22 protein-coding genes are annotated in these 24,015 nt (G+C 65.7%); 19 read left to right on the forward strand and 3 right to left on the reverse strand.

What is annotated here, in order from left to right:
- The first annotated feature begins 83 nt into the window (after positions 1-83).
- The 4 genes from surE (at position 84) to rlmD (ending at position 4,010) form a co-directional block, all read left to right on the forward strand.
- Entirely contained in the window at positions 84-863 is a 780-nt protein-coding gene (surE, locus tag AC0N04_RS12830) for a 5'/3'-nucleotidase SurE (protein ID WP_474282219.1), read from the forward strand.
- The gene (locus AC0N04_RS12835) at positions 860-1,672 is read left to right on the forward strand and encodes a protein-L-isoaspartate(D-aspartate) O-methyltransferase (protein ID WP_474282221.1); all 813 of its coding nucleotides are present in this window, start codon (positions 860-862) and stop codon (positions 1,670-1,672) included. Before surE ends, AC0N04_RS12835 begins: the two co-directional genes overlap by 4 nt.
- Before the next feature lie 33 nt (positions 1,673-1,705).
- Positions 1,706-2,578: a peptidoglycan DD-metalloendopeptidase family protein gene (locus tag AC0N04_RS12840; RefSeq protein ID WP_474282223.1), complete on the forward strand. Its 873-nt coding sequence runs from the start codon at positions 1,706-1,708 to the stop codon at positions 2,576-2,578.
- A 73-nt stretch (positions 2,579-2,651) separates the two neighbouring features.
- On the forward strand, positions 2,652-4,010 hold the full coding sequence (gene rlmD, locus AC0N04_RS12845; RefSeq protein WP_474282225.1) for a 23S rRNA (uracil(1939)-C(5))-methyltransferase RlmD: 1,359 nt from the start codon (positions 2,652-2,654) through the stop codon (positions 4,008-4,010).
- A 125-nt stretch (positions 4,011-4,135) separates the two neighbouring features.
- Here rlmD and AC0N04_RS12850 read toward each other — a convergent pair whose 3' ends face one another.
- Both AC0N04_RS12850 and AC0N04_RS12855 read right to left on the reverse strand, forming a co-directional pair.
- Positions 4,136-5,410: an NAD(P)/FAD-dependent oxidoreductase gene (locus AC0N04_RS12850; RefSeq protein WP_474282227.1), complete on the reverse strand. Its 1,275-nt coding sequence runs from the start codon at positions 5,408-5,410 to the stop codon at positions 4,136-4,138.
- A gap of 131 nt (positions 5,411-5,541) precedes the next feature.
- Positions 5,542-6,240: a Bax inhibitor-1/YccA family protein gene (locus tag AC0N04_RS12855; protein WP_474282229.1), complete on the reverse strand. Its 699-nt coding sequence runs from the start codon at positions 6,238-6,240 to the stop codon at positions 5,542-5,544.
- Between the two features lie 326 nt (positions 6,241-6,566).
- On the opposite strand from AC0N04_RS12855, the gene carA reads away from it, so the two are divergent.
- From carA to AC0N04_RS12880, 5 genes are all read left to right on the forward strand, one after another.
- Positions 6,567-7,739, forward strand: coding sequence for a glutamine-hydrolyzing carbamoyl-phosphate synthase small subunit (gene carA, locus AC0N04_RS12860; RefSeq protein WP_474282231.1), 1,173 nt, complete (start codon positions 6,567-6,569; stop codon positions 7,737-7,739).
- A gap of 36 nt (positions 7,740-7,775) precedes the next feature.
- A complete protein-coding gene (leuE, locus tag AC0N04_RS12865) occupies positions 7,776-8,423 on the forward strand; it encodes a leucine efflux protein LeuE (protein WP_474282233.1) in 648 nt (215 codons plus the stop codon).
- A 27-nt stretch (positions 8,424-8,450) separates the two neighbouring features.
- A complete protein-coding gene (gene carB, locus AC0N04_RS12870; protein ID WP_474282235.1) occupies positions 8,451-11,705 on the forward strand; it encodes a carbamoyl-phosphate synthase large subunit in 3,255 nt (1,084 codons plus the stop codon).
- Between the two features lie 132 nt (positions 11,706-11,837).
- Positions 11,838-12,314 carry a transcription elongation factor GreA gene (gene greA, locus AC0N04_RS12875; RefSeq protein WP_474282237.1) on the forward strand — a complete coding sequence of 159 codons (477 nt, stop codon included), beginning with the start codon at positions 11,838-11,840 and terminating at the stop codon, positions 12,312-12,314.
- A gap of 5 nt (positions 12,315-12,319) precedes the next feature.
- Positions 12,320-12,757 (forward strand): DUF4149 domain-containing protein, encoded by a 438-nt coding sequence (locus tag AC0N04_RS12880; protein WP_474283063.1) that lies wholly within the window; start codon positions 12,320-12,322, stop codon positions 12,755-12,757.
- Positions 12,758-12,762: 5 nt separating this feature from the next.
- On the opposite strand, the gene AC0N04_RS12885 is transcribed toward AC0N04_RS12880, so the two are convergent.
- Positions 12,763-13,239, reverse strand: a complete 477-nt coding sequence (locus AC0N04_RS12885) for a YhbY family RNA-binding protein (RefSeq protein WP_474283064.1) — start codon at positions 13,237-13,239, stop codon at positions 12,763-12,765.
- A gap of 117 nt (positions 13,240-13,356) precedes the next feature.
- Here AC0N04_RS12885 and AC0N04_RS12890 point away from each other — a divergent pair, with 117 nt between their 5' ends.
- The 10 genes from AC0N04_RS12890 (at position 13,357) to phoB (ending at position 24,015) form a co-directional block, all read left to right on the forward strand.
- On the forward strand, positions 13,357-14,031 hold the full coding sequence (locus AC0N04_RS12890) for an RlmE family RNA methyltransferase (protein ID WP_474282239.1): 675 nt from the start codon (positions 13,357-13,359) through the stop codon (positions 14,029-14,031).
- A gap of 199 nt (positions 14,032-14,230) precedes the next feature.
- Positions 14,231-16,135 (forward strand): ATP-dependent zinc metalloprotease FtsH, encoded by a 1,905-nt coding sequence (gene ftsH / locus AC0N04_RS12895; protein ID WP_474282241.1) that lies wholly within the window; start codon positions 14,231-14,233, stop codon positions 16,133-16,135.
- A 114-nt stretch (positions 16,136-16,249) separates the two neighbouring features.
- The gene (folP, locus tag AC0N04_RS12900; protein ID WP_474282243.1) at positions 16,250-17,101 is read left to right on the forward strand and encodes a dihydropteroate synthase; all 852 of its coding nucleotides are present in this window, start codon (positions 16,250-16,252) and stop codon (positions 17,099-17,101) included.
- A 31-nt stretch (positions 17,102-17,132) separates the two neighbouring features.
- A complete protein-coding gene (gene glmM / locus AC0N04_RS12905) occupies positions 17,133-18,467 on the forward strand; it encodes a phosphoglucosamine mutase (RefSeq protein WP_474283066.1) in 1,335 nt (444 codons plus the stop codon).
- A 189-nt stretch (positions 18,468-18,656) separates the two neighbouring features.
- A complete protein-coding gene (gene pstS, locus AC0N04_RS12910; RefSeq protein WP_474282245.1) occupies positions 18,657-19,697 on the forward strand; it encodes a phosphate ABC transporter substrate-binding protein PstS in 1,041 nt (346 codons plus the stop codon).
- Positions 19,698-19,841: 144 nt separating this feature from the next.
- A complete protein-coding gene (gene pstC / locus AC0N04_RS12915; RefSeq protein WP_474282247.1) occupies positions 19,842-20,819 on the forward strand; it encodes a phosphate ABC transporter permease PstC in 978 nt (325 codons plus the stop codon).
- Positions 20,820-20,836: 17 nt separating this feature from the next.
- Entirely contained in the window at positions 20,837-21,700 is an 864-nt protein-coding gene (pstA, locus tag AC0N04_RS12920; protein WP_474282249.1) for a phosphate ABC transporter permease PstA, read from the forward strand.
- Between the two features lie 13 nt (positions 21,701-21,713).
- Positions 21,714-22,499 carry a phosphate ABC transporter ATP-binding protein PstB gene (gene pstB, locus AC0N04_RS12925; protein ID WP_474282251.1) on the forward strand — a complete coding sequence of 262 codons (786 nt, stop codon included), beginning with the start codon at positions 21,714-21,716 and terminating at the stop codon, positions 22,497-22,499.
- 76 nt (positions 22,500-22,575) lie between these two features.
- Positions 22,576-23,292, forward strand: coding sequence for a phosphate signaling complex protein PhoU (phoU, locus tag AC0N04_RS12930; RefSeq protein WP_474282253.1), 717 nt, complete (start codon positions 22,576-22,578; stop codon positions 23,290-23,292).
- Between the two features lie 21 nt (positions 23,293-23,313).
- On the forward strand, positions 23,314-24,015 hold the full coding sequence (gene phoB, locus AC0N04_RS12935; protein ID WP_474282255.1) for a phosphate regulon transcriptional regulator PhoB: 702 nt from the start codon (positions 23,314-23,316) through the stop codon (positions 24,013-24,015).

Genomic DNA, 24,015 nt, shown 5'->3' on the forward strand with positions numbered 1-24,015 from the left:
GGCGGCGCGGCGATATGGGGACGGATGATAGACAGGCTGCAGCGCGGGACCGTGGAGACGGTGCCCATCCCTACAATGCGCGCATGCGAATCCTGATTGCGAACGACGATGGTTACCTGGCGCCGGGCCTGGCAGCGCTGGTGCAGGCCTGCCAGGGCCTGGGCGAGATCGACGTGATCGCGCCGGAACAGAACGCCAGCGGCACCTCGAATTCGCTCAGCCTGAATCGACCGTTGTCGGTTTACGAAGCCCGCGGCGAGCACGTGAAGGGTTTCCGGTACGTCAACGGCACGCCCTCGGACAGCGTGCACATCGCGTTGACCGGCCTGCTGCCGCAGCGGCCCGACCTGGTGCTTTCTGGCATCAACCAGGGGGCCAACATGGGCGACGACACGCTTTACTCGGGCACGGTCGCCGCAGCCATGGAGGGTTATCTGTTCGGCGTGCCGGCGATCGCGTTTTCGCAGGTCGACAAGGGCTGGGTTCACCTGGATGCGGCGGCCCGCGTGGCCCGGCAAGTGGTGCAGTCACTGGTGCCGATGCTGGCGCAGGGCGCCGGACAGCGGCCCGCGCCCTGGCTGCTGAACGTGAACATTCCGAATCAGGCCGAGGCCGACAAACTGCCTTGGGCGGTCACGCGGCTGGGGCGGCGCCATGCCAGCGAGCCGGTGATCAGGCAACTCAGTCCGCGCGGCGAGACGGTGTACTGGATCGGGCCGGCCGGGGATGCGCGCGAGGCCGGCGAAGGCACCGATTTCCATGCCGTGAGCCACGGACAGGTGTCGATCACCCCGCTGCAGATCGACCTGACGGACCATGCGGCCCTGTCGCGCTGGCAACGGCAACTGGGTCCGGCGGCATGAGCAAACCGCCGCCACGTCCGGCACGGTTTCCTGCGGTCTTGCATCTGGTGGCGCCGACGGCGAGCCGGGGCGCCACGACGCTGCGGCCCCAGCGGCCGGTCGACGAGGCGGCGCGCGACCTGCGGCGCCAGAGCGTGCCGACCGGCCTGGGCTTGGACAGCGCCTCGGTGCGCCGGCGAATGGTCGATCGTCTGCGCCTGGATGGGGTGCGTTGCGAACCTGTGCTGCAGGCGATGGCTTCGCTGGACCGGCATCGTTTCGTCGACACGGCGCTGGCCACCCAGGCCTACGAGGACACCAGCCTGCCGATCGGCCTCGGCCAGACCATCTCCAAGCCTTCGGTCGTGGCCCGCATGATCGAGTGGCTGTTCCTGGGCGAAGGGGCGCGCGAGCGCGGCTCGCTGGGACGGGTGCTGGAGGTCGGCACCGGCTGCGGCTACCAGACGGCCGTGCTGTCACCGCTCGCGAGCCAGGTGGTCTCGATCGAGCGCTTGAATCCGCTGCACGAACTCGCCAAGAAGCATCTGCGCGCGCTGCAGGTGCCGCGCTGCGTGCTGTTGCATGGCGACGGCATGCTGGGCCATGCGCCCCGGGCCCCTTACGACAGCATCATCGCCGCGGCCGGCGGTGATGATCTGCCCCAGGCCTGGCTGGACCAACTGGCCGTGGGCGGACGGATCGTGGCGCCCGCTGCGGCTGCCGGGGGGCGCGGGCAGGTGCTGGTGATCGTCGATCGCCTGCCTCAGGGCCTGCGCCGCACGGTGGGGGAGACGGTGCAGTTCGTCCCCTTAAAATCCGGCATCGATTAATCCTGCATCGACTGAACCAGGGAAACGACCTCCATGACCGAGATCCATCGGCACCGTCCCCGCGCATGGGTGAGCTATCTTGTCCTGTCGACGCTGGTCGGCTGCGCCTCGTCGCCCAACCAGGCCCCGGTCGAGAACCGCGGTACCAGCGCCCACGGGCCGAGCCGTGGCGCCAGCGCAGGCAAGTCCACCGCGGCGACGGCGCCTGCCGAGGCCAAGCCGGGGACCTACATCGTCAAGCCCGGCGACACGCTGATGCGGGTGGGGCTGGAGACCGGGCAGAGCTGGCGCGACATCGCGCGCTGGAACAACATCGACAACGCGAACGTGATCGAGGTCGGCCAGGTCCTGCGCGTCGTGCCGCCTGGCGCGAACGACGTGGCGAGCAAGCCGGTCGCGACGACCCGGGTGGATACGCGGCCACTGGATCCGCACGCCGCTTCCGCCGCCGCCGGCGCGAGCACCGGCGCGGCGAGCAACCCGGCCATCGCGGCCGCGAGTGCGGCGGGGTCGTCGCCCGTGCCGGCGCATCCGGCCGACGAAGGCATCCAATGGGCCTGGCCCGCCGCCGGCCCGGTGATCGGCTCGTTCGACGAGGCGCGTACCAAAGGGTTGGACATCGGAGGCAAGGCGGGCGATCCGGTCTGGGTGGCAGCCGACGGTCGAGTGGTCTATGCAGGATTTCTTCGCGGCTACGGCAATCTGGTGATCGTCAAGCACAACGACACCTTCTTGACTGCGTACGGCCACAACCAGACCTTGTTGGTCAAGGAAGACCAGGCCGTCCGCAAGGGGCAGAAGATCGCCGAGATGGGGTCGACCGACTCGGACAAGGTCGAGTTGCACTTCGAGATTCGGCGCCAGGGCAAGCCGATCGATCCAGCCAAGCTGCTGCCGGCCCGCTGAAAGGCGCTGCCTGCAAACGAAGGCCGCCATCGAGCGGCCTTCGTCGTCTTCGGCCGCCCGATAATCGGGTCCCATGACGATGCATGATGAATGGCTGACGGTCGACTCGCTCGACATCGAGGCCCAAGGCGTGGCCCGCAACAGCGAAGGCAAGGTGGTGTTCATCGAGGGCGCACTGCCGGGGGAGCAGGCGCTGGTCGACGTGGGCCGCAAGAAGAACCAGTGGGAGCAGGCCACGTTGCGCGAGTTGCGCCACGAGAGCTCGCAGCGTGTCCGGCCGGCGTGCCCGCATTTCGGCCTGCACGCCGGTGCCTGCGGTGGCTGCAAGATGCAGCACCTGCAGCCTGCGGCACAGGTGGCGATCAAGCAACGGGTGCTGGAGGACAACCTCGCGCACCTGGGCAAGGTCCGGGCCGAGCAGATGCTGCGGCCGATCGAAGGCCCGGCCTGGGGCTACCGGCTTCGAGCGCGCCTCTCGGTGCGCTACGTGGCCCGCAAGGAAACGGTGCTGGTCGGCTTTCACGAACGCAAGTCGCGTTATGTGGCGGACATGCGTGAATGTCACGTATTGCCTCGCGGAGTCAGTGACCTGTTGATGCCCTTGCGCGACTTGATCGGCTCGATGCAAGCGCGTGATCGCCTGCCTCAGATCGAGTTGGCGATGGGCGATCAGGTCACGGCGTTGGTGCTGCGCCATCTGGAGCCGCTGACGCCGGAGGATACGCAGCGTCTTCGAGACTTCGCGGCCGCCCGGGGCGTGCAGTGGTGGCTGCAGCCCAAGGGTCCGGACACGGTTCACCGGCTGGACGACGAAGGGCCGGAGCTGGCCTATCGCCTGCCCGAGTTCGGCGTCGAGATGCCCTTCAAGCCGACCGATTTCACCCAGGTCAACCACCAGATCAACACCGTGCTGGTCGGCCGGGCCTTGCGGTTGTTGGCGCCCGCGGCGGCTGAGCGGGTGATCGACTGGTTCTGCGGTCTGGGCAATTTCACGCTGCCGCTGGCCACCCGCGCAGGCGAGGTGCTGGGGGTCGAGGGCAGCGAGACGCTGGTCGCCCGGTCGCGCGAGAACGCCGCGCGCAACGGCCTGGCGGCCCGCACCCGCTTCGAGGTCCGCAACCTGTTCGAGATCACCCCCGAGGATTTGCTGGCCTTCGGTGTCGCTGACAAGTGGCTGATCGATCCCCCACGCGAGGGCGCCTTCGCACTGGTCAAGGCACTGGCGGACCTTCATACCCGAGCCGAACCGGGTTGGCGGGCGCCCGAGCGCATCGTCTACGTCAGCTGCAACCCGGCCACGCTGGCCCGCGATGCCGGTCTGCTGGTCCACCTTGCCGGCTACCGCTGCGTGGCGGCTGGTGCCGTCAACATGTTCCCGCACACCGCCCATGTCGAAAGCATGGCGCTCTTTGAGCGACAGGCTTCGGCATAGGCTCACATTGCGTGGCGATGCGATGCCGGTGCCAGCGCACGGCCCTGTTCGAGCGCGTGGCGGGGGTGCCGGTATGACGGACCTGCCACGAACGCTCCGGGCCGCGGTCGGAGCGGGTCAACGGCTCAAGGCAGCAGCATGTTGCGCAGGCCGCGCCAGGTCAGTAGGCTGCCGGGCAGACGGCGTTCGGTCAGGATGTCGCTGAGCTTGTCACGGACCCGGGGGCTCTGGCGCGCGCGCCAGACCATCAGGCTGACCAACCAAGGTCGGCGGTTGAAGCTGGCGGCCTGGCGATAGGTGTCGAAGCGCGGCCGCAGCGCCTCGAGGCGTTGCCGATAGGCTTGCGCCACGGCCTCGTCATGGATCTCGGATGGGCTCGACCGAAGGTCTGCATCCTGCGCCAGCAGGCACTCGGCCGCCGCGATCGCGGTCTCCATGGCCTTGCCGATGCCCTCTCCGGTGAACGAGTAGGTGGCGCCAGCGGCTTCGCCGGTGACCAGCAGACCGGGGCGCGACCATTGCGCTCCCGCCAGATCGCAGCGCAGCGGCGCACCCTTCAACTCACCCAGCATCTCGCCCTCCTTCATCAGGCGCGAGGCCATGGGATCGATGGCCACAAAGGTGTCGAACAGGGCGCGCGAGTTCGGCGGCTTGCGGAGCGGGGGCGCGCCGTCGGGTGTCGCCTGGCGACTGTCGAGCACGCCCACACCGATGTTGAACACCTGTTGCGGCCCCGGAAAGATCCAGCCGTAGCCACCTTTGAGCCGCGGGTGCCAGACGAAACGGAGTTCGCGCAGTTCGTCCGCCAAGCCGGCGTGTCGCACGTAGGTTCGCAGCGCCATGCCACTGGGGCTGCGGCGCTGGCACAGGCCGGCGCCGAGCAGCGCCGTCGGCAAGGCGCCCGTGGCCAGCACGACCCAGCGGGCAGCGATGTCCCGGCGCAAGCCGCCTTGAGTCAGGCTGGCGCCGCACACCCGGCCGGTCGATTCGGTCAGCGGCCGGTCGAATTTCACCGGAGCCGCCATGCGCACGCCGGCCGCGACGGCCGCCTTGCACAGCAGCGCGTCGAGTTCTCGCCGCGGCACGACCGCAAGCTCGCCCTGGACATCGACGAACTGCCCGCTGGGCGCCACGCAACGCGCCGCAGTCGCCGATCGGGCGAGTTGCATCACGGCGTCGTGAACGCCCAGGCGACGCAGCGCGGCGTGGGTGTCGGGCACCAGGCCATCGCCGCAGATTTTGTCGCGCGGGAACGCGTGCGCGTCGATCAGGATCACCCGGCGCCCCGCGCGCGCCAGCACCTGTGCGCAGGCGCTGCCCGCCGGCCCGGCACCGACCACCAGCACGTCGCAGGTGTCGGACAGTTCGCGAAGCGGCAGATTCCAGTCGGGCGTCGTCATTCCGGTAGGGGGCAGGCTGGATCGAGATCAGGAGCCCCATCAGTTCCTGTCACATCGTCCCACGAAAAAGGGGCTCCGCAGAGCCCCAGCCATCGTCCGCGCGCCACCCTTTGCGTGGGCGCGTGACCGCATCAGTTCCGGCGACCGCCGAAGATGCCCAGCAGCATCAGCAGGTTCTGGAAGATGTTGTACAGATCCAGGTAGATCGACAGCGTCGCGGTGATGTAGTTGGTTTCGCCGCCGTCCAGCACGCGCTTGATGTCGTAGACGATGAAGGCCGAGAACAGTCCGATCGCCAGCACCGAGATCGTCAGCATCATCGCGCTCGAGTGCACGAACAGGTTGATGATGCCCGCGGCGATGATCATCAGCAGGCCGATGGTCAGGAACTTGCCCAGGCCGGAAAGATCCCGCTTGGTGACCGTGGCCACGCTGGCCATGCCGAAGAACACCAGCGCCGTGCCGCCGAAGGCCGTCATGATCAAGGTGGGTCCGTTGCTGAAGCCCAGCACGAACGACAGGATCGGCGTCAGCATCATCCCCATGAAGAAGGTGAAGCCCAGCAGCACGGCGACCCCGAGACCGGACTCCTTGGTGCGGTTGATCGCGAAGATGAAGCCCATCGCAACGACCATGAAGACCAGGAAACCCATGCCGCCGGTCATGATGTGCATCAGGCCCGACGTGACACCCACCCATGCTCCCAGGACCGTGGGCAGCATGGACAGCGCGAGCAGCCAATAGGTGTTGCGCAGCACGCGATTGCGCTGTGCGCTCAGCGCGCCGGTGCCGCTCGAAGTACCGGCAAAGGTCGGCAGGCTTTCATTCATGGATGAATCTCCAGAGGTTGCGGATCAAACGGGCCGATGTTCTGCCCGTAAAGCATAGACAGGTCGCGACGCATTCTAGTTCCCTGAGCCGGGCACCCTGGAGGGGGAGGGGCTCGTCGCGCCGTCGCCGCATCGGCACGTGAGGGGGAGGCCATGACAGACACGGTCGTTCGGGTTATACTTGACAGGTTTACCCCTATCTCAAGCCGCTCAGCGAAACTTCGTTTTCGATCTTCCTCGCCAAACCCTGGCATACAGGTCCGCCCCAGTGCGGTGTCCTGGATGAACAAGGGCGTGGGCTGAGCGTGCGAACACCGGAGTTCCTCTTGCTGCCCGTCCTGCCTCCCGCAATCCTTGCACTCGCAGACGGCACGGTCTTTACCGGTACCTCGATCGGCGCTGCCGGTCACACAGTGGGTGAGGTGGTGTTCAACACTGCACTCACCGGCTACCAGGAAATCCTCACCGATCCGAGCTATTGCCGGCAGATCGTCACGCTGACGTATCCGCACATCGGCAACTACGGCGTCAACCCCGAGGATGTCGAGGCCACCAAAGTCCATGCCGCCGGCCTGATCATCAAAGACCTGCCGGTCCGTGTCTCCAATTTCCGCCAGACGCAGACGCTGTCGGATTACCTCCGTGCAGAAGGCACGGTGGCGATCGCCGACATCGATACGCGCCGACTGACCCGGCGGCTGCGTACCTCGGGCGCGCAGAACGGCTGCATTGCCACTTTCGCCGCTGGACACCAAGTCAGCGAGGCCGACAAGGCCGACGCCGTTGCGCGCGCGCGGGCGGCCCCCAGCATGGCGGGGCAGGATCTGGCGCAGGTGGTGACCGTGTCGCAGCCGTTCGAGTGGACTGAAACCGAATGGAAGCTGGCGCGCGATGACGGCACGCCGGGCTACGGTCGCCTCACCGAGCCGAAGTTCCATGTCGTGGCCTATGACTTCGGCGTCAAGCGCAACATCCTGCGGATGTTGGCCGAACGCGGTTGCCGGGTGACGGTGGTGCCGGCGAAGACCTCGGCGGCCGAGGTGCTGAAGTACCGTCCAGACGGCATTTTCCTGTCGAACGGCCCCGGCGACCCGGAGCCCTGCGATTACGCGATCGCCGCGGTGAAGGAATTGATCGAGACCGGTATCCCGACCTTTGGCATCTGCCTGGGGCACCAGATCTTGGCCTTGGCGTCCGGCGCCAAGACCTTCAAGATGAAATTCGGCCATCACGGCGCGAACCATCCGGTCAAGGACCTCGACAGCGGGCGGGTCTCGATCACCAGCCAGAACCACGGATTCGCGGTCGACGAGAAGAGCCTTCCCGCCAATCTGCGACCGACGCATGTCAGCCTGTTCGACGGCACGTTGCAAGGCTTGGCCCGCACCGACAAGCCGGCGTTCTGCTTCCAGGGGCACCCGGAGGCCTCGCCCGGTCCGCACGACATCGCCTACCTGTTCGATCGCTTCACCGGGCTGATGTCGGCCTCGGCACGCTGATTCCCGAACCGCCTCTTGCTGCCCAGTTCCTCAGCCATGCACCCCTTCGGCATCACCGACCTGTGGACCTACGTTCTCGGCACGGTGTTCATCGTGCTGCTGCCCGGACCGAACTCGTTGTTCGTGCTGTCGGTCGCGGCCCGGCGTGGCGTGCGGGCCGGCTACGCCGGCGCGTGCGGGGTGTTTCTCGGCGACGCGGTGTTGATGACGCTGTCGGCACTGGGGGCCGCTTCGCTGCTGCGCATGCTGCCGGCGCTGTTCGTCGGCATCAAGGTGGTGGGTGCCACCTATCTGAGCTGGGTGGGATTGCAACTGCTGCGCGGCGCGCTGCGGCGCTGGCGCGGGCAGGAGGCGGACGCGGCGGCGTCCACGCTGGATTTGAGCCAGCCGTTTCGCAAGGCCTTGATGATCAGCCTGCTGAATCCCAAGGCGATCCTGTTTTTCGTTTCCTTCTTCATCCAGTTCGTCGACCCCGGCTTCGCGCACCCTGGCCTGACCTTTGTCGCGCTCGGCGCGATCGCGCAAACCTTCAGCGCGCTCTACCTCTCCGTGCTGATTTTCTCGGGTGCCCGTCTCGCCCAGGCCTTTGCGGCCCGGCGCCGCACCGCCAGCCTGGTCAGTTCCGGCGTCGGTGCCCTGTTCCTCGGTTTCGGGGCCAAACTGGCCACCGCCAGTCTCAGCTGAGACCCAGATTCCTCTTCGATCCAGACCATGCCAAAGCGTACCGACCTCAAGAGCATCCTCATCATCGGCGCCGGCCCGATCATCATCGGCCAGGCCTGCGAGTTCGACTACTCCGGCGCCCAGGCTTGCAAGGCGCTGCGCGAGGAGGGCTACAAGGTCATCCTGGTGAATTCGAATCCGGCGACGATCATGACCGACCCGGACACGGCCGATGTCACCTACATCGAGCCCATCACCTGGCAGGTGGTCGAGAAGATCATCGCCAAGGAGCGTCCGGACGCGATCCTGCCCACCATGGGCGGCCAGACCGCGCTCAACTGCGCGCTCGACCTGCACAAGCACGGCGTGCTGGCCAAGTACCAGGTCGAGATGATCGGTGCCAACGAGCACGCGATCGAGAAGGCCGAAGACCGCCTGAAGTTCAAGGACGCGATGACCAAGATCGGCCTGGGCTCGGCCAAGTCGGGCATCGCGCACTCGATGGAAGAAGCCTGGGGTGTGCAGAAGAGCATCCACGCCGAGGTCGGCGGCTCGGGCTTTCCGATGGTCATTCGCCCCAGCTTCACGCTCGGTGGCACCGGCGGCGGCATCGCCTACAACCCGGAGGAATTCGAGGAGATCTGCAAGCGCGGCCTCGACCTGTCGCCGACCAACGAGCTGCTGATCGAGGAGTCGCTGATCGGCTGGAAGGAGTACGAGATGGAGGTGGTCCGCGACAAGGCGGACAACTGCATCATCGTCTGTTCGATCGAGAACCTCGACCCGATGGGCATCCACACCGGCGACTCGATCACCGTGGCGCCGGCCCAGACGCTGACGGACAAGGAATACCAGTTGCTGCGCAACGCCTCGATCGCGATCCTGCGCGAGATCGGCGTCGACACCGGCGGCTCGAACGTGCAGTTTTCGATCAACCCGCGCGATGGCCGCATGGTCGTGATCGAGATGAATCCGCGCGTCTCGCGCTCGTCGGCGTTGGCCTCCAAGGCCACCGGCTTCCCGATCGCCAAGATCGCCGCCAAGCTGGCGGTGGGCTACACGCTCGATGAGCTGAAGAACGACATCACCGGCGGCGTGACGCCAGCCTCGTTCGAGCCCAGCATCGACTATGTGGTGACCAAGATTCCGCGCTTCGCGTTCGAGAAATTCCCGGCCGCCGATCCGCACCTGACGACCCAGATGAAGTCGGTGGGCGAGGTGATGGCCATGGGCCGCACCTTCCAGGAGAGCTTCCAGAAGGCGCTGCGCGGCCTGGAGACCGGCATCGACGGCCTGAGCGAGCGCTCCACCGACCGAGACGAGATCGTCGAGGAGATCGGCGAAGCCGGTCCCGAGCGCATCCTTTACGTGGGCGATGCCTTCCGCATCGGCATGAGCCTGGACGAGATCTTTGCCGAGACCGCGATCGACCCCTGGTTCCTGGCGCAGATCGAGCAAATCATCCAGGCCGAGCAGGCCTTGGGAGGGCGCACGCTGGACAGCCTGAGCAAGGATGAAATCGTCTTCCTGAAGCGCAAGGGTTTCTCCGACCGTCGCCTGGCCAAGCTGCTGGCGACGAATCAGCATGCCGTGCGCGAACGGCGCCATGCCATGAACGTGCGTCCGGTCTACAAGCGGGTGGACACCTGCGCGGCCGAGTTCGCGACGCAGACCGCCTACATGTACTCCACCTACGACGAGGAGTGCGAGGCCGACCCCACGGATCGCAAGAAGATCATGGTGCTGGGCGGCGGGCCGAACCGCATCGGCCAGGGCATCGAGTTCGACTACTGCTGCGTGCATGCCGCGCTCGCGATGCGCGAGGACGGCTACGAGACCATCATGGTCAACTGCAACCCGGAGACCGTCTCGACCGACTACGACACCTCCGACCGCCTGTACTTCGAACCGGTGACGCTGGAAGACGTGCTGGAGATCGTCGCCAAGGAAAAGCCGGTCGGCGTGATCGTGCAGTACGGCGGCCAGACGCCGCTGAAGCTGGCGCTGGACCTGGAGCGCGCCGGCGTGCCCATCATCGGCACCACGCCCGACAGCATCGATATCGCCGAGGACCGCGAGCGCTTCCAGCAGTTGCTGCACACGCTGGGGTTGAAGCAGCCGCCCAACCGCACCGCTCGCACCGAGGAGGCGGCGCTGGCGATGGCGCAGGAGATCGGCTACCCGTTGGTGGTGCGCCCGAGCTACGTGCTGGGCGGGCGGGCGATGGAGATCGTCCATGGCGACAAGGATCTGGAGCGCTACATGCGCGAGGCGGTGCGCGTGAGCGAGAAGTCGCCGGTGCTGCTGGACCGGTTCCTGGACGACGCGATCGAGGTCGACGTCGACTGCATTTCCGATGGCGTCGACGTGATGATCGGCGGCATCATGGAGCACGTCGAGCAGGCCGGCGTGCATTCGGGCGATTCGGCCTGTTCGCTGCCGCCGTACTCGCTGTCCAAGTCGCTTCAGGATGAATTGCGTCGCCAGACGGCGGCGATGGCCAGGGCGCTCAAGGTCGTCGGCCTGATGAATGTGCAGTTCGCCATTCAGGGCGAGGGCGACGAATCGGTCGTCTACGTGCTCGAAGTGAACCCGCGCGCCTCGCGCACCGTCCCCTTCGTGTCCAAGGCGACCGGCCAACCGCTGGCCAAGATCGCCGCGCGTTGCATGGCGGGCCAAAGGCTGCAGGACCAGCGAGGCAAGGACGGAAAGGTGCCGCACGAGGTCATTCCGCCGTACTTCAGCGTCAAGGAGGCGGTCTTCCCGTTCAACAAGTTCCCGGGCGTCGATCCGATCCTCGGACCCGAGATGCGCTCCACCGGCGAGGTGATGGGGGTCGCCTACACCTTCGCGGAAGCGATGTTGAAAAGCCAGCTGGGTGCCGGTTCGCGCCTGCCGACCAAGGGTACGGTCGTCATTACGGTCAAGAACAACGACAAGGACCGGGCGGTGAAGATCGCCAGCGAACTGGTCGACCTGGGTTTCAGCGTGGTGGCGACCAAGGGCACCGCTGCGGCGATCGCCGATGCCGGCGTGCCGGTGAAGGTGGTCAACAAGGTCAAGGACGGCCGGCCGCACATCGCCGACCTGATCAAGGCCGGTGACATCCAACTGGTATTCACGACCGTCGATGAAACCCGCACCGCCATCGCCGACTCGCGCTACATCCGTACCGCGGCGCTGGCCAATCGGGTGACCTACTACACCACGATGGCCGGCTGCGAGGCCGTGACGGAAGCCATGAAGCACCAGGACGGCATCCAGGTCCTGTCGCTGCAGGAATTGCACACCGCCCTGGTGTGATGCGCTGCCCTGCGGCGCCGCTTTGGCGCAGCGCGTTTGTGCACTAAACTCCGCGCGAACGATCCGCCGCCCTGATGCTCCCCGACGGGATGCGAGGCGGCGGTTTGCATTTTCAGTTATCCGAAGAAGACCATGAGCACCATTCCCCTGACCAAGCGCGGCGCCGAAAAGCTCAAGGCCGAGTTGCAACGTCTCAAGTCCGTCGAACGCCATGCGGTGATCCAGGCGATCGCCGAGGCGCGTGCGCAAGGTGATTTGTCCGAGAACGCAGAATACGAGGCCGCCAAGGACAAGCAGGGCTTCATCGAGGGCCGCATCCTGGAGATCGAGGGCAAGCTGGCTGCGGCGCAGATCATCGACCCGGCGGCGCTGGACGCGGGCGGCCGCGTCGTGTTCGGCACCACGGTCGATCTGGAAGACGAAGAATCCGGGACTGGCGTGACCTACCAGATCGTCGGTGACGATGAAGCCGACCTGAAGCTCGGCCTGATCTCGATCAGCTCGCCGATCGCGCGCGCCCTGATCGGCAAGGAGACCGGCGACGTGGCGGTGGTGAAGGCGCCAGGCGGCGAACGCAGCTACGAGATCGTCGGCGTTCGCTACCTGTGATCGGCATGCTGCGGAGGCTGGGTCGGCTGGTTCCAAGCCTATGGGCCGGCGTGCTCCTTTGCGTCGCCTTCATCGCGACGCCGGCCCCCTTTGCCGTACTCAGCCCCCACGATGCCGGTCGGGTCGTCTCGCGCATCTTCGTCCAGGAAGCTTGGCTCAGCGTCTTGCTGGGGCTGGTCTTGACGGTGCTGGAGCGTCGTCGCGCCGCCATGGACACCGATGGCACCAAGTCGCAGTTCAGCACCGGCATGGTGCTGGCGTTGGGGGCGGTGTTTTGCACCTTGCTTGGCTATTTCGCGCTGCAGCCGATGATGGAGGCGGCGCGGGCCGGGCAGGGCACGTTGAGCTTCGGCCAGTTGCACGCGATCAGCTTCAGCCTGTTCGGGCTGAAGATGGTGCTGGTGCTGGCCTTGGCGCTGCGGGCGCCGACGCCCGCGACTTGAGCCGGCTACTGGCTCTGCGCCTTCTTCTTGACGCTGACCGTGCGGGCCTTGGCGCGCTTGACCTGGCCGCCTGCAGTGACGCGCTGGTTGCCGTGAACGGTGACCTTCTTGGCCGTCGGCCGATGGGCGCCGCTCTTCGAGAAACTGATCACCTTGACGATCCGCGAACCCGGCTTGCGTTCTCGCGCCTCCGGTTCGACCTTGGGCGGTTGCGGGCGCCACAGCACCAGCAACTTGCCGATGTGCTGAATCGGGGCGGCGTTCAATTCGTCCGCCAGTTGGGCCAGCAGGGCCTCGCGGGCGGCGCGGTCGTCGGAAAAGACCCGGATCTTGATCAGCCCATGGGCATTCAGGGCACCATCGGCTTCCTTGACAATGGCCGGTGTCAGGCCATCGTTGCCGATCATGACCACCGGGTCGAGATGGTGGGCTTCTCCGCGTTTTTCCTTGCGGTCAGCGGGTGTCAATTGAATCGCGGGCATCCGCGTATTATGGCCTGGACACGCCGTCGTGGCCTGCACCTCCCTTCAGCCCCCGGGCGCGGTTCGGCGACAACGCCGGCCCGGCCGCAATGCGTTCCCCGTCGTTCTCCACAGCAGATGAAAATCGATACCAAGAGCAAGAAGGTCAACAAGGCTTGGCTGAACGACCATGTCAACGACCCCTACGTCAGGCAGGCCCAGCGCGAGGGGTACCGCGCTCGCGCGGCCTACAAGCTCAAGGAGATTGACGAGGCCTTTCACCTGATCCAGCCCGGGCAGGTGGTGGTCGACCTGGGGGCGGCGCCCGGGGCCTGGAGCCAGTATCTTCGGCGCCGTTTCGCACCCAAGACGGCCGGCGTCGGCGGTGCTGCCACCGGCGAACTCAACGGCACGATCATCGCGCTGGATCTGCTGGAGTTCGAGCCGATCGACGGCGTCCAGGCGATCCGCGGGGATTTCCGCGAAGAGGCCGTCCTGGCCCAGCTCGAAGCCGCGCTGGGCGGACGCGCGGTGGATCTGGTGGTCTCGGACATGGCACCCAACCTGTCGGGCATCGCCAGCGCTGATGCGGCCCGGATCGAGTTGCTGGTGGAACTGGCGGTCGACTTCGCCCGCGGCCACCTCAAGCCCGAGGGCGCGCTGGTGGCCAAGGTGTTCCATGGCGGGGCCTATGACCCGCTGGTGGCGCTGTTCAAGGCCACGTTCCGGGTGGTCAAGACCATGAAACCCAAATCGTCGCGCGACAAGTCGTCGGAGACCTTTCTGGTGGGCATGGGCCTGCGGCCTCGATGATCTGCGTCAAGCGCGGCCCGGCAACGCCCGGCCGGGGCGGTTCATTAGCCCTTGGCAGCAGGGTGGCGTCGCTCCCGCCCACGTCGGACGGGGTATTGACTGCACTAGAATCAACCCTATATGCATCACTCCGGATGGGCTCGCTTGGACGCGGCCGCGCCGGTGGTCTGCATGACTTGGAACATCTGAAGGAGCCGCGGTGAACAATCAGTGGATTTCGAAGGTCGCCGTCTGGCTGGTGATAGCCCTGTTGCTGTTCACGGTCTTCAAGCAGTTCGACCGGGTGTCGGTGCAGGGCAATCAGGTCAGTTATTCGGATTTCCTCGATCAGGTGCGCAGCAAGCACATCAAGTCGGTGACCATTCAGGAGGGCACCGGCAGCGTCGATATCAGCGCCGTGACCGACGATGGCGGTCGCATCCGTACCACGGGCACCTACCTGGACCGCGGTCTGATGGGCGATCTGTTGAACAACGACGTCAAGTTCGACGTTCACGCACGTGAGGAGCCGTCGCTGCTGACCAGTCTCCTGCTGTCCTGGGGGCCGATGCTGCTGTTGATCGGCGTCTGGGTCTACTTCATGCGCCAGATGCAAGGGGGCGGCAAGGGCGGGGCTTTCAGCTTCGGCAAGTCCAAGGCCAGGATGCTGGATGACGCCAACAACACGACCACCTTCGCCGATGTGGCAGGCTGCGAGGAAGCCAAGGAGGAAGTCAAGGAGTTGGTCGACTTCCTGAAGGATCCGCAGAAGTTCCAGAAGCTGGGCGGTCGCATTCCGCGCGGTGTGCTGCTGGTGGGCCCTCCGGGTACCGGCAAGACCTTGTTGGCCAAGGCGATCGCGGGTGAGGCCAAGGTGCCGTTCTTCAGCATTTCGGGTTCCGACTTCGTCGAGATGTTCGTCGGCGTGGGTGCGGCCCGTGTCCGTGACATGTTCGAGCAAGCCAAGAAGAGTGCGCCCTGCATCATCTTCGTTGACGAAATCGACGCGGTCGGTCGCCATCGGGGTGCCGGACTGGGCGGCGGCAACGACGAGCGCGAGCAGACGCTGAACCAGATGCTGGTCGAGATGGACGGTTTCGAGACCAACCTGGGCGTGATCGTGATGGCGGCCACCAACCGGCCCGACATCCTCGACCCGGCGTTGCTGCGTCCGGGCCGTTTCGACCGTCAGGTCTACGTGACGCTGCCCGATGTGCGTGGGCGCGAGCAGATCCTCAATGTCCACATGCGCAAGGTACCCGTCGGCCAGGACATCAAGGCCGACATCCTGGCACGCGGCACCCCGGGTTTCTCGGGCGCGGATCTGGCGAATCTGGTCAACGAAGCGGCGCTGTTTGCGGCGCGGCGCAATGGTCGGGTGGTGGAGATGCTCGACTTCGAGCGCGCCAAGGACAAGATCATGATGGGCCCGGAGCGCAAGTCCATGGTCATGCCCGAGGAAGAGCGCAAGAACACGGCTTACCACGAGGCGGGTCATGCGTTGGTGGCGCGCCTGATGCCGAAGACCGATCCGGTGCACAAGGTCACCGTGATTCCGCGCGGTCGGGCCCTGGGCGTGACCATGCAGTTGCCTGAAGGTGACCGCTACAGCATGGACAAGGAGCGCATGCTGTCGACGATCTCGGTGCTCTTCGGGGGGCGGATCGCCGAAGAGGTCTTCATGCACCAGATGACCACCGGCGCCAGCAACGACTTCGAGCGGGCAACCCAGATCGCGCGCGACATGGTCACCCGCTACGGCATGACGGACGAGCTGGGCCCGATGGTGTATGCCGAAAACGAGGGGGAGGTTTTCCTCGGGCGCTCGGTGACCAAGACCACGAGCATGTCGGAGGAGACGATGCGCAAGGTCGATGCGGTGATCCGCCGCATCATCGACGAGCAGTACAGCGCGGCGCGCAAGCTGATCGAAGACAACGAAGACAAGATGCACGCGATGGCCAAGGCCTTGCTGGAATGGGAGACCATCGATGCCGATCAGATCGAGGACATCATGACCGGCAAGCCACCCCGCCTGCCCAAGGACTGGACGCCGTCGTCGAACAAGAGCGGCAATGGGCCGACACCCCCGGTCAATCCGGACGGCGCGCCGGCGGCAGCCTGAACGCAGCCGCCGGGACGTGACAGAACGACGGGGCCCAGGGCCCCGTTCTTCATGACTTCTTCGCTCAACCGCGTCGCCGGCCACACAGCGTCGGCGGAGCACCTCAGGGTTCCGATGCATTGGCAAGCCGGTCGATTTCGCCTGGATCTTTCGCGTCCACGGGTGATGGGCATTGTCAATGTCACGCCCGATTCGTTTTCCGATGGCGGGCGGCACGGGGATGCCGCGTCAGCCATGGCACATTGCGAGCGGCTGGTCGCCGAGGGGGCCGACATCCTCGACATCGGCGGCGAATCGACCCGACCGGGCTCGGTGCGGCCGGAGGTCGCGCAAGAGATTCAGCGCGTGCTGCCCGTGGTGCGCCACGCGGTGACGCTGGGCGTGCCGGTGTCGGTCGATACGAGTCGGGTCGAAGTGATCGATGCGGTGCTGCAGGCCGGCGCCGACATCATCAACGATGTCCGTGCGCTCGGTTCGCCCGGTGCGCTGGCGCGCGTCGCGGCCCACGGCAGTGCGGGGGTGTGCCTGATGCACATGCAAGGCGACCCGCACTCGATGCAGATCGCACCGCACTACGCCGACGTGGTGGGTGAGGTCGGCGAGTTCCTGGCCCGGCGGATGGCCGCGGTCCAGGCGGCCGGGATGGCCGAGGAGCGCCTGGCGCTGGATCCGGGGTACGGCTTCGGCAAGACGTCCGATCACAATCTGGCCCTGCTCAAAGGACAGGCTTCGCTGCTGGCGCTGGGGCGGCCGCTGCTGGTCGGCTGGTCTCGCAAGCGCACGCTGGGAGATCTCACCGGCAGGCCGGTCGGCGAGCGGCTGGCGGCTTCGCTGGCGGTGGCCTTGGCCGCCGTCGACAACGGTGCTCGCGTGCTGCGCGTGCACGATGTGGCGGCCACCGTCGACGCCCTCAAGGTCTGGCTGGCCGCAGGCAAGGGCCTTGACCGCGCGCCGCTCGGCGACTGACCCGACGACATCAAGAAGGAACGACAGGACCATGACGCGCACTTATTTCGGAACCGATGGCATTCGCGGCACCGTGGGGCAATTTCCGATCACCGCCGATTTCGCCCTGCGTCTGGGCCATGCCGTGGGACGTGTCCTGCGCCAGGCCGACGCAGGACGGCAGCCGACGGTTCTGATTGGCAAGGACACCCGGATCTCGGGTTACATGCTTGAGTCGGCGCTCGAAGCGGGCTTCGCTTCGGCCGGCGTCAATGTCCTGCTGACCGGCCCGCTGCCGACGCCGGGCGTGGCCTATCTGACGCGGGCCCTGAGGCTGGACCTGGGGGTGGTCATCAGCGCGTCCCACAATGCCTTTCCGGACAACGGCATCAAATTCTTCTCGGCGGCGGGCGAAAAGCTGCCCGATGCCTGGGAAGTGTCCGTCGAGGCGGCGTTGGCGGAGTCGCCGCAATGGGCCGACTCGTCCAGTTTGGGCAAGGCGCGGCGGATCGACGATGCCCGCGGGCGCTACATCGAGTTCTGCAAGAGCACCTTCAGCAACGATCTCTCGCTGAAAGGGCTCAAGATCGTGGTCGATGCCGCCCATGGGGCGGCCTACCACGTCGCACCGGACGTGTTCCACGAGTTGGGTGCCGAGGTCGTGGCCATCGGCTGCAGTCCGAACGGCACCAATATCAACGACGGCTTCGGGGCCACCGCGCCGGCGGCGCTGGTGGCTGCCGTGATGCAGCATCGCGCCGACTACGGCATCGCACTGGACGGGGATGCCGATCGACTGCAATTGGTCGACGAGGCGGGGCGCCTTTACAACGGCGACGAACTCCTCTATCTGATGGCCGCCGATCGGCAGGCCCAGGGGCAGGCTGTTCCCGGCGTCGTCGGCACCTTGATGACCAACATGGCGGTGGAGGCGGCCTTGCGCCGACGCGGCGTCGAGCTGGTGCGCGCCCGGGTGGGCGACCGCTACGTGCTGGAGGAGTTGATTAGGCGGGGATGGCAGTTGGGCGGCGAAGGGTCCGGCCACCTGCTGGCGCTCGATCAACACACCACCGGGGACGGCATTGTCAGCGGCCTGCAGGTGTTGCAGGCCGCGATCCGGGCGAAGCGATCGGTCGCCGAGTTGCTGGACGGCGTGACCCTGTTCCCACAGGTGCTGGTCAATGTCCGGCTGGCCCCGGGGATGGACTGGAAGACCAACCGGCAACTGGCCGAAACCCAATCGGCGGTCGAGCGGGAGCTGGGTTCCGAGGGCAGGGTGCTGATCCGACCCTCGGGGACCGAACCGCTGGTCAGGGTGATGGTGGAGGCTCGCGACGCCCCTACCGCGCAGGCCTGCGCCGACCGCCTCGCGCAATCCTTGCGCTGATGTGACAGGTCCGGGCAAGGCTTTGTGACGGCACCGGGTCGCTCATATGACAGTTCTCACGAAGGAGTGGCGCCCGCGGAGGCGCGGCCACGTGCCGGACAGCCACCCAGGAGTGTCACAGTCGTGTCACAAGACGTCCATACAGTGACGAGCATGCCATTTCACTCCAAGCCTCAGAAAGGTGTGCACATGAGTTTCTCTTCGATTCGCTCGGTTGCCTGCGTCGTGGCCCTGACCGCCGTCAGTGCCGGCGCGTTTGCCCAGGACATGACCGGTGCCGGCTCCAGCTTCGCTGCGCCGATCTACTCCAAGTGGGCCGCCGAATACAACAAGGTCACCGGTGCCCGCCTGAACTATCAATCCATCGGCTCGGGTGCCGGCCTGCAGCAGATCCGCGCCAAGACGGTGGATTTCGGTGCCTCGGACATGCCGCTGACTGACGCCGATCTGGCCAAGGATGGCCTGGTGCAGTTCCCCACGGTGATCGGTGCGGTGGTGCCGGTGGTCAACATCAAGGGCATCGGCCCGGGCAAGATGAAGATGACCGGCGAAGTGCTGGCCGATATCTATCTGGGCAAGATCACCAAATGGAACGATGCCGCCGTGGCTGCGTTGAACCCGGGCTTGGCGCTGCCGAACGCGCCGATCTCGACCGTTCGCCGTGCTGATGGGTCTGGCACCACCTTCATCTTCACCGACTACCTGTCCAAGGTGAACGCCGAGTGGAAGACCAAGGTCGGCGTGGGCACCGCGGTGAATTGGCCCAACGGCGCCGGTGGCAAGGGCAACGAAGGCGTGTCGTCCTTCGTCCAGCGCCTGCCGAACTCGATCGGCTACGTCGAATATGCCTACGCGAAGCAGAACAAGATGGCCTTCGTGATGATGAAGAACCACGCCGGCAACTACGTTCCGCCGGAAGGTGAAAACGTCAAGGCCGCCGCCGCCGATGCCGAGTGGTCCAAGAGCTTCTACCAGATGCTGACGGATCAGCCCGGCAAGCAAGCCTGGCCGATCAGCGGCGCCACCTTCGTCGTGATGCACAAGGTGCAGGACAAGCCGGTCAACGCCGCCAACACGCTGAAGTTCTTCGACTGGTCCTATGCCAACGGCGACAAGGCCGCCATCGATCTGGACTACGTGACGCTGCCGGCGTCGGTCAAGACGATGATCCGCAACGAGTGGACGAGCAGCATCAAGGATGCCTCGGGCAAGTCGATCGCCTTCAAGTAATCGCCCAGCGAAGCCGACCGGCCGGCGCCAGCCCTTCGGGGCGCGCCGGCTTCTTACATGACCGGGCCTGAACTTCTGAACCGAATCCCAGGAACTGCCTTGGCCGCTACACTGCCTGCCACCTCATTCGACAAGTCCGACGCCATGGAGCAAAGTGTCCCCAAGGGTGGCCCGCCGGGGTTCCGCCGGCCTTCGCAGTGGGCCGACACCTTGTTCGCCGTGCTGGCCCATGGCGCGGCTTGGTTGACCTTGGCGCTGATGGTGGGCATTCTGGGCTCGCTGGTCATCGGCGCGGCGCCGGCCATCAAGGAGTTTGGCCTGGGATTCCTGTGGACCAGCGACTGGGATCCGGTGCAGAACAAGTTCGGCGGCCTGGTGATGATTTACGGCACGCTGATGACCTCGCTCATCGCGCTGGTCATCGCCGTTCCGGTCAGTTTCGGCATCGCCCTATTCCTGACCGAATTGTCGCCCGCCTGGCTGAAGCGGCCGCTGGGCACCGCGATCGAATTGCTCGCCGCCGTGCCTTCGATCGTGTACGGCATGTGGGGCCTCCTGGTGTTCAGCCCGGTGCTGTCGACCTACGTGCAGCAGCCGCTGCAGGCGGCGTTTTCCGGCGTGCCGGTGCTGGGCTCGCTGTTTTCCGGGCCGGCCGTCGGGATCGGCCTGCTGTCGGCCGGCATCATCCTGGCCATCATGATCATCCCGTTCATCGCTTCGGTGATGCGCGACGTCTTCGAGGTGACCCCGCCGCTGCTGAAAGAGTCCGCCTATGGCCTGGGCTCGACGACCTGGGAGGTCATGTTCAAGATCGTTCTCCCCTACACCAAGACCGGCGTCGTCGGCGGCATCATGCTGGGCCTGGGACGCGCCCTTGGCGAGACGATGGCCGTGACCTTCGTGATCGGCAACTTCAACCAGTTGAACTCCCTGTCGCTGTTCGAAGCGGCCAACAGTATCACCTCGGCCCTGGCCAACGAGTTTGCCGAAGCCGGCGACGGGCTGCACAAGGCGTCGCTGATGTATTTGGGCCTGGTGTTGTTCTTCATCACCTTCGTGGTGCTGGCGGCCTCGAAGCTGTTGCTGATCCGACTCAAGCGCAACGAAGGGACCCGCTCGTGACCCCCATGCCCCCGACCATGACCCGGAGCTCCGAGGCCAGTCGCCAGGCGATCTTCAGGAAGCGCAAGCGGGTCAACGCCATCGCGTTGACGATGTCGCTGGCCGCGATGGCCTTCGGCCTGTTCTGGCTGCTGTGGATCCTGTTCGAGACCGTTCGCCAGGGCCTGGGCGGCATGAACCTGGCGCTGTTCACCCAGATGACGCCGCCGCCGCAGGACGACACCGGGGGTCTCGCCAACGCGATCTTCGGCTCGCTCACGATGGTGGGCCTGGCCACCTTGATCGGTACGCCGATCGGCCTGTTTGCCGGGATTTATCTCGCCGAGTACGGGCAGAAGACCTGGCTGGGCAGCACCACCCGGTTCATCAACGACATCCTGCTGTCGGCGCCGTCCATCGTGATCGGCCTGTTCATCTATGCGGCGGTCGTGGCCACCTCCAAGAGTTTTTCGGGTTGGGCCGGTTCGCTGGCGCTGGCGCTGATCGTGATTCCGGTCGTGATCCGCACCACCGAAAACATGCTCACGCTGATTCCCAACGCCTTGCGCGAGGCGGCCTACGCGCTGGGCACGCCGAAGTGGAAGGTGATCAACTCCATCACGCTGAAATCGGCGCGCGCGGGGGTGGTCACGGGCATCTTGCTGGCGCTGGCACGCATCACCGGCGAGACGGCCCCGTTGTTGTTCACCGCGCTGTCCAACCAGTTCTGGTCCAGCGACCTGGGCGGTCCGATGGCCAGCCTGCCGGTGACGATATTCAAGTTTGCGATGAGTCCGTATGAGAACTGGCAAAAACTGGCCTGGGCCGGTGTCTTCCTGATCACGATGGGTGTGCTGGTGTTGAACATCCTGGCACGCACCTTCTTGCGCAACAAACACTGATTCGAGAGTCTCCATGGACACCCACGTCGACCTGCCCGTCACCGAGAAGACCAAGCTCTCGGTGCGCAACCTGAATTTCTACTACGGCAGTTTTCACGCGTTGAAGAACATCAACCTCGACATTCCCGAGAAGAAGGTGACCGCCTTCATCGGTCCGTCGGGTTGCGGCAAGTCGACGCTGCTGCGCACCTTCAACCGGATGTTCGAGCTTTATCCCGAGCAACGGGCCGCGGGCGAGATCCTGCTCGATGGCGAGAACCTGCTGACCTCGAAAGACGACATCTCGCTGATCCGGGCCAAGGTCGGCATGGTGTTCCAGAAGCCGACACCGTTTCCGATGTCGATCTACGACAACATCGCGTTCGGCGTGCGCCTGTTCGAAAACCTGTCGCGCATCGAGATGGACGAGCGGGTCGAATGGGCACTGAAGAAGGCCGCGCTGTGGACCGAGGTCAAGGACAAGCTCGGACAAAGCGGCTCGGGGCTCTCCGGTGGCCAGCAGCAGCGGTTGTGCATCGCGCGGGGCATCGCGATCAAGCCCGAGGTGCTGCTGCTCGACGAACCCTGCTCGGCGCTCGATCCGATCTCCACTGGCAAGGTGGAGGAATTGATCGACGAGTTGAAGTCCGACTACACCGTCGTGATCGTCACGCACAACATGCAGCAGGCCGCCCGCAGTTCGGATTACACCGCCTACATGTACCTGGGCGACCTGATCGAGTTCGGCCCCACGCGCGACCTGTTCATGAAGCCGACGAAGAAGGAAACCGAGGACTACATCACCGGTCGATTCGGGTGAGCGAGCAACGGCGTTCCAGGGACCCACTGCACGCCGCATCGCCTTGAACCGATGCGGCGAATCACAGGACACTGACATGACAGAAAAGCACCTTTCCACGCAGTTCGATGCCGAACTCAGCGGCGTTTCCACCCGGGTTCTGGAGATGGGCGGGCTGGTCGAGTCCCAGGTCGCCCAGGCCATCTACGCGCTGACCCATTACAGTGGCGAGACGGCCAGCCAGGTCCTGTCGACGGAAGAGCGGGTGAACCAGCTGGAAGTGCAGATCGACGCCGATCTTTCCGCCATCATCGCCCGGCGCCAGCCGACCGCGCGCGATTTGCGGCTGCTGATCGCGATCTCCAAGACCATCGGCAATCTCGAACGCGTCGGCGACGAAGCGGCACGCATCGCCAGAACCGTCCAGCGCCTGGTCAACACCGGCGTGTTCAATCGCCTGCGCCTGCCGGTGGGCGACGTCTCGTTCGAATCCGATCTTGCCGTGGCCTCGCTGCGCAAGGCATTGGATGCCTTCGCCCGCCTGGACACGGTGCAGGCGCTGGAGGTGATCAAGCAGGACAACCAGATCGACCAGGAGTTCGACGGCCTGATGCGCAAGCTGATCACCTACATGATGGAGGATCCGCGGACGATCTCGGCCAGCATCGATCTGATCTTCGTCGCCAAGGCGATCGAACGGGTCGGCGATCACGCCAAGAACCTCGCCGAACAGATCATCTACATCGTCAAGGGCACGGATGTGCGCCACAACACGGTCGAGGCGGTGGAGTCGGTCGCGCTGCAGCGCAACTGAGCCCGTGAACAGGACGTCGTCATGCCCACCATCCTCGTCGTCGAAGACGAATCTGCGATCGGCGAACTCATCGCCATCAACCTGCGTCATGCCGGTTTCGAAGTGACGCTGGCCGAGAACGCCGACCAGGCCCTGGCCGCGGTGGACGCGGTGCTGCCGGACCTGGTCCTGCTGGACTGGATGCTGCCGGGCTTGTCCGGCGTCGCGCTGGCGCGGCGCTGGCGCGGTGAAGAGCGCACCAAGGAGTTGCCGCTGATCATGCTGACGGCGCGAGCCGACGAGTCCGACAAGGTGTCCGGACTGGATGCCGGCGCCGACGACTACCTGACCAAGCCGTTCTCGACCCAGGAACTGCTGGCGCGGATCCGCGCCGTGCTGCGGCGCCGCATGCCCGAGGCGCTGGACGTGGTCGTCGAGCTGGGGGGCCTCAAGCTGGACCCGTCGACCCGGCGCGTCAGCCGCGAAGGCGTCGAGCTCAAGCTCGGGCCCACTGAATTTCGTCTGCTTCATTTCTTCATGACCCATCCCGAACGGGTCCACAGCCGCGCGCAACTGCTTGACCGCGTCTGGGGCGATCATGTGTTCATCGAGGAGCGCACGGTCGACGTCCATGTCAAGCGGCTGCGCGAAGCCTTGCAGCCGGCAGCCTGTGCCGGCATGGTCGAAACGGTTCGCGGTGCCGGCTACCGGATGACGCGGCAAGTCGCGACCTCCGCCGCCTGA

The organism is Ideonella sp. sgz306126 (assembly GCF_056032705.1).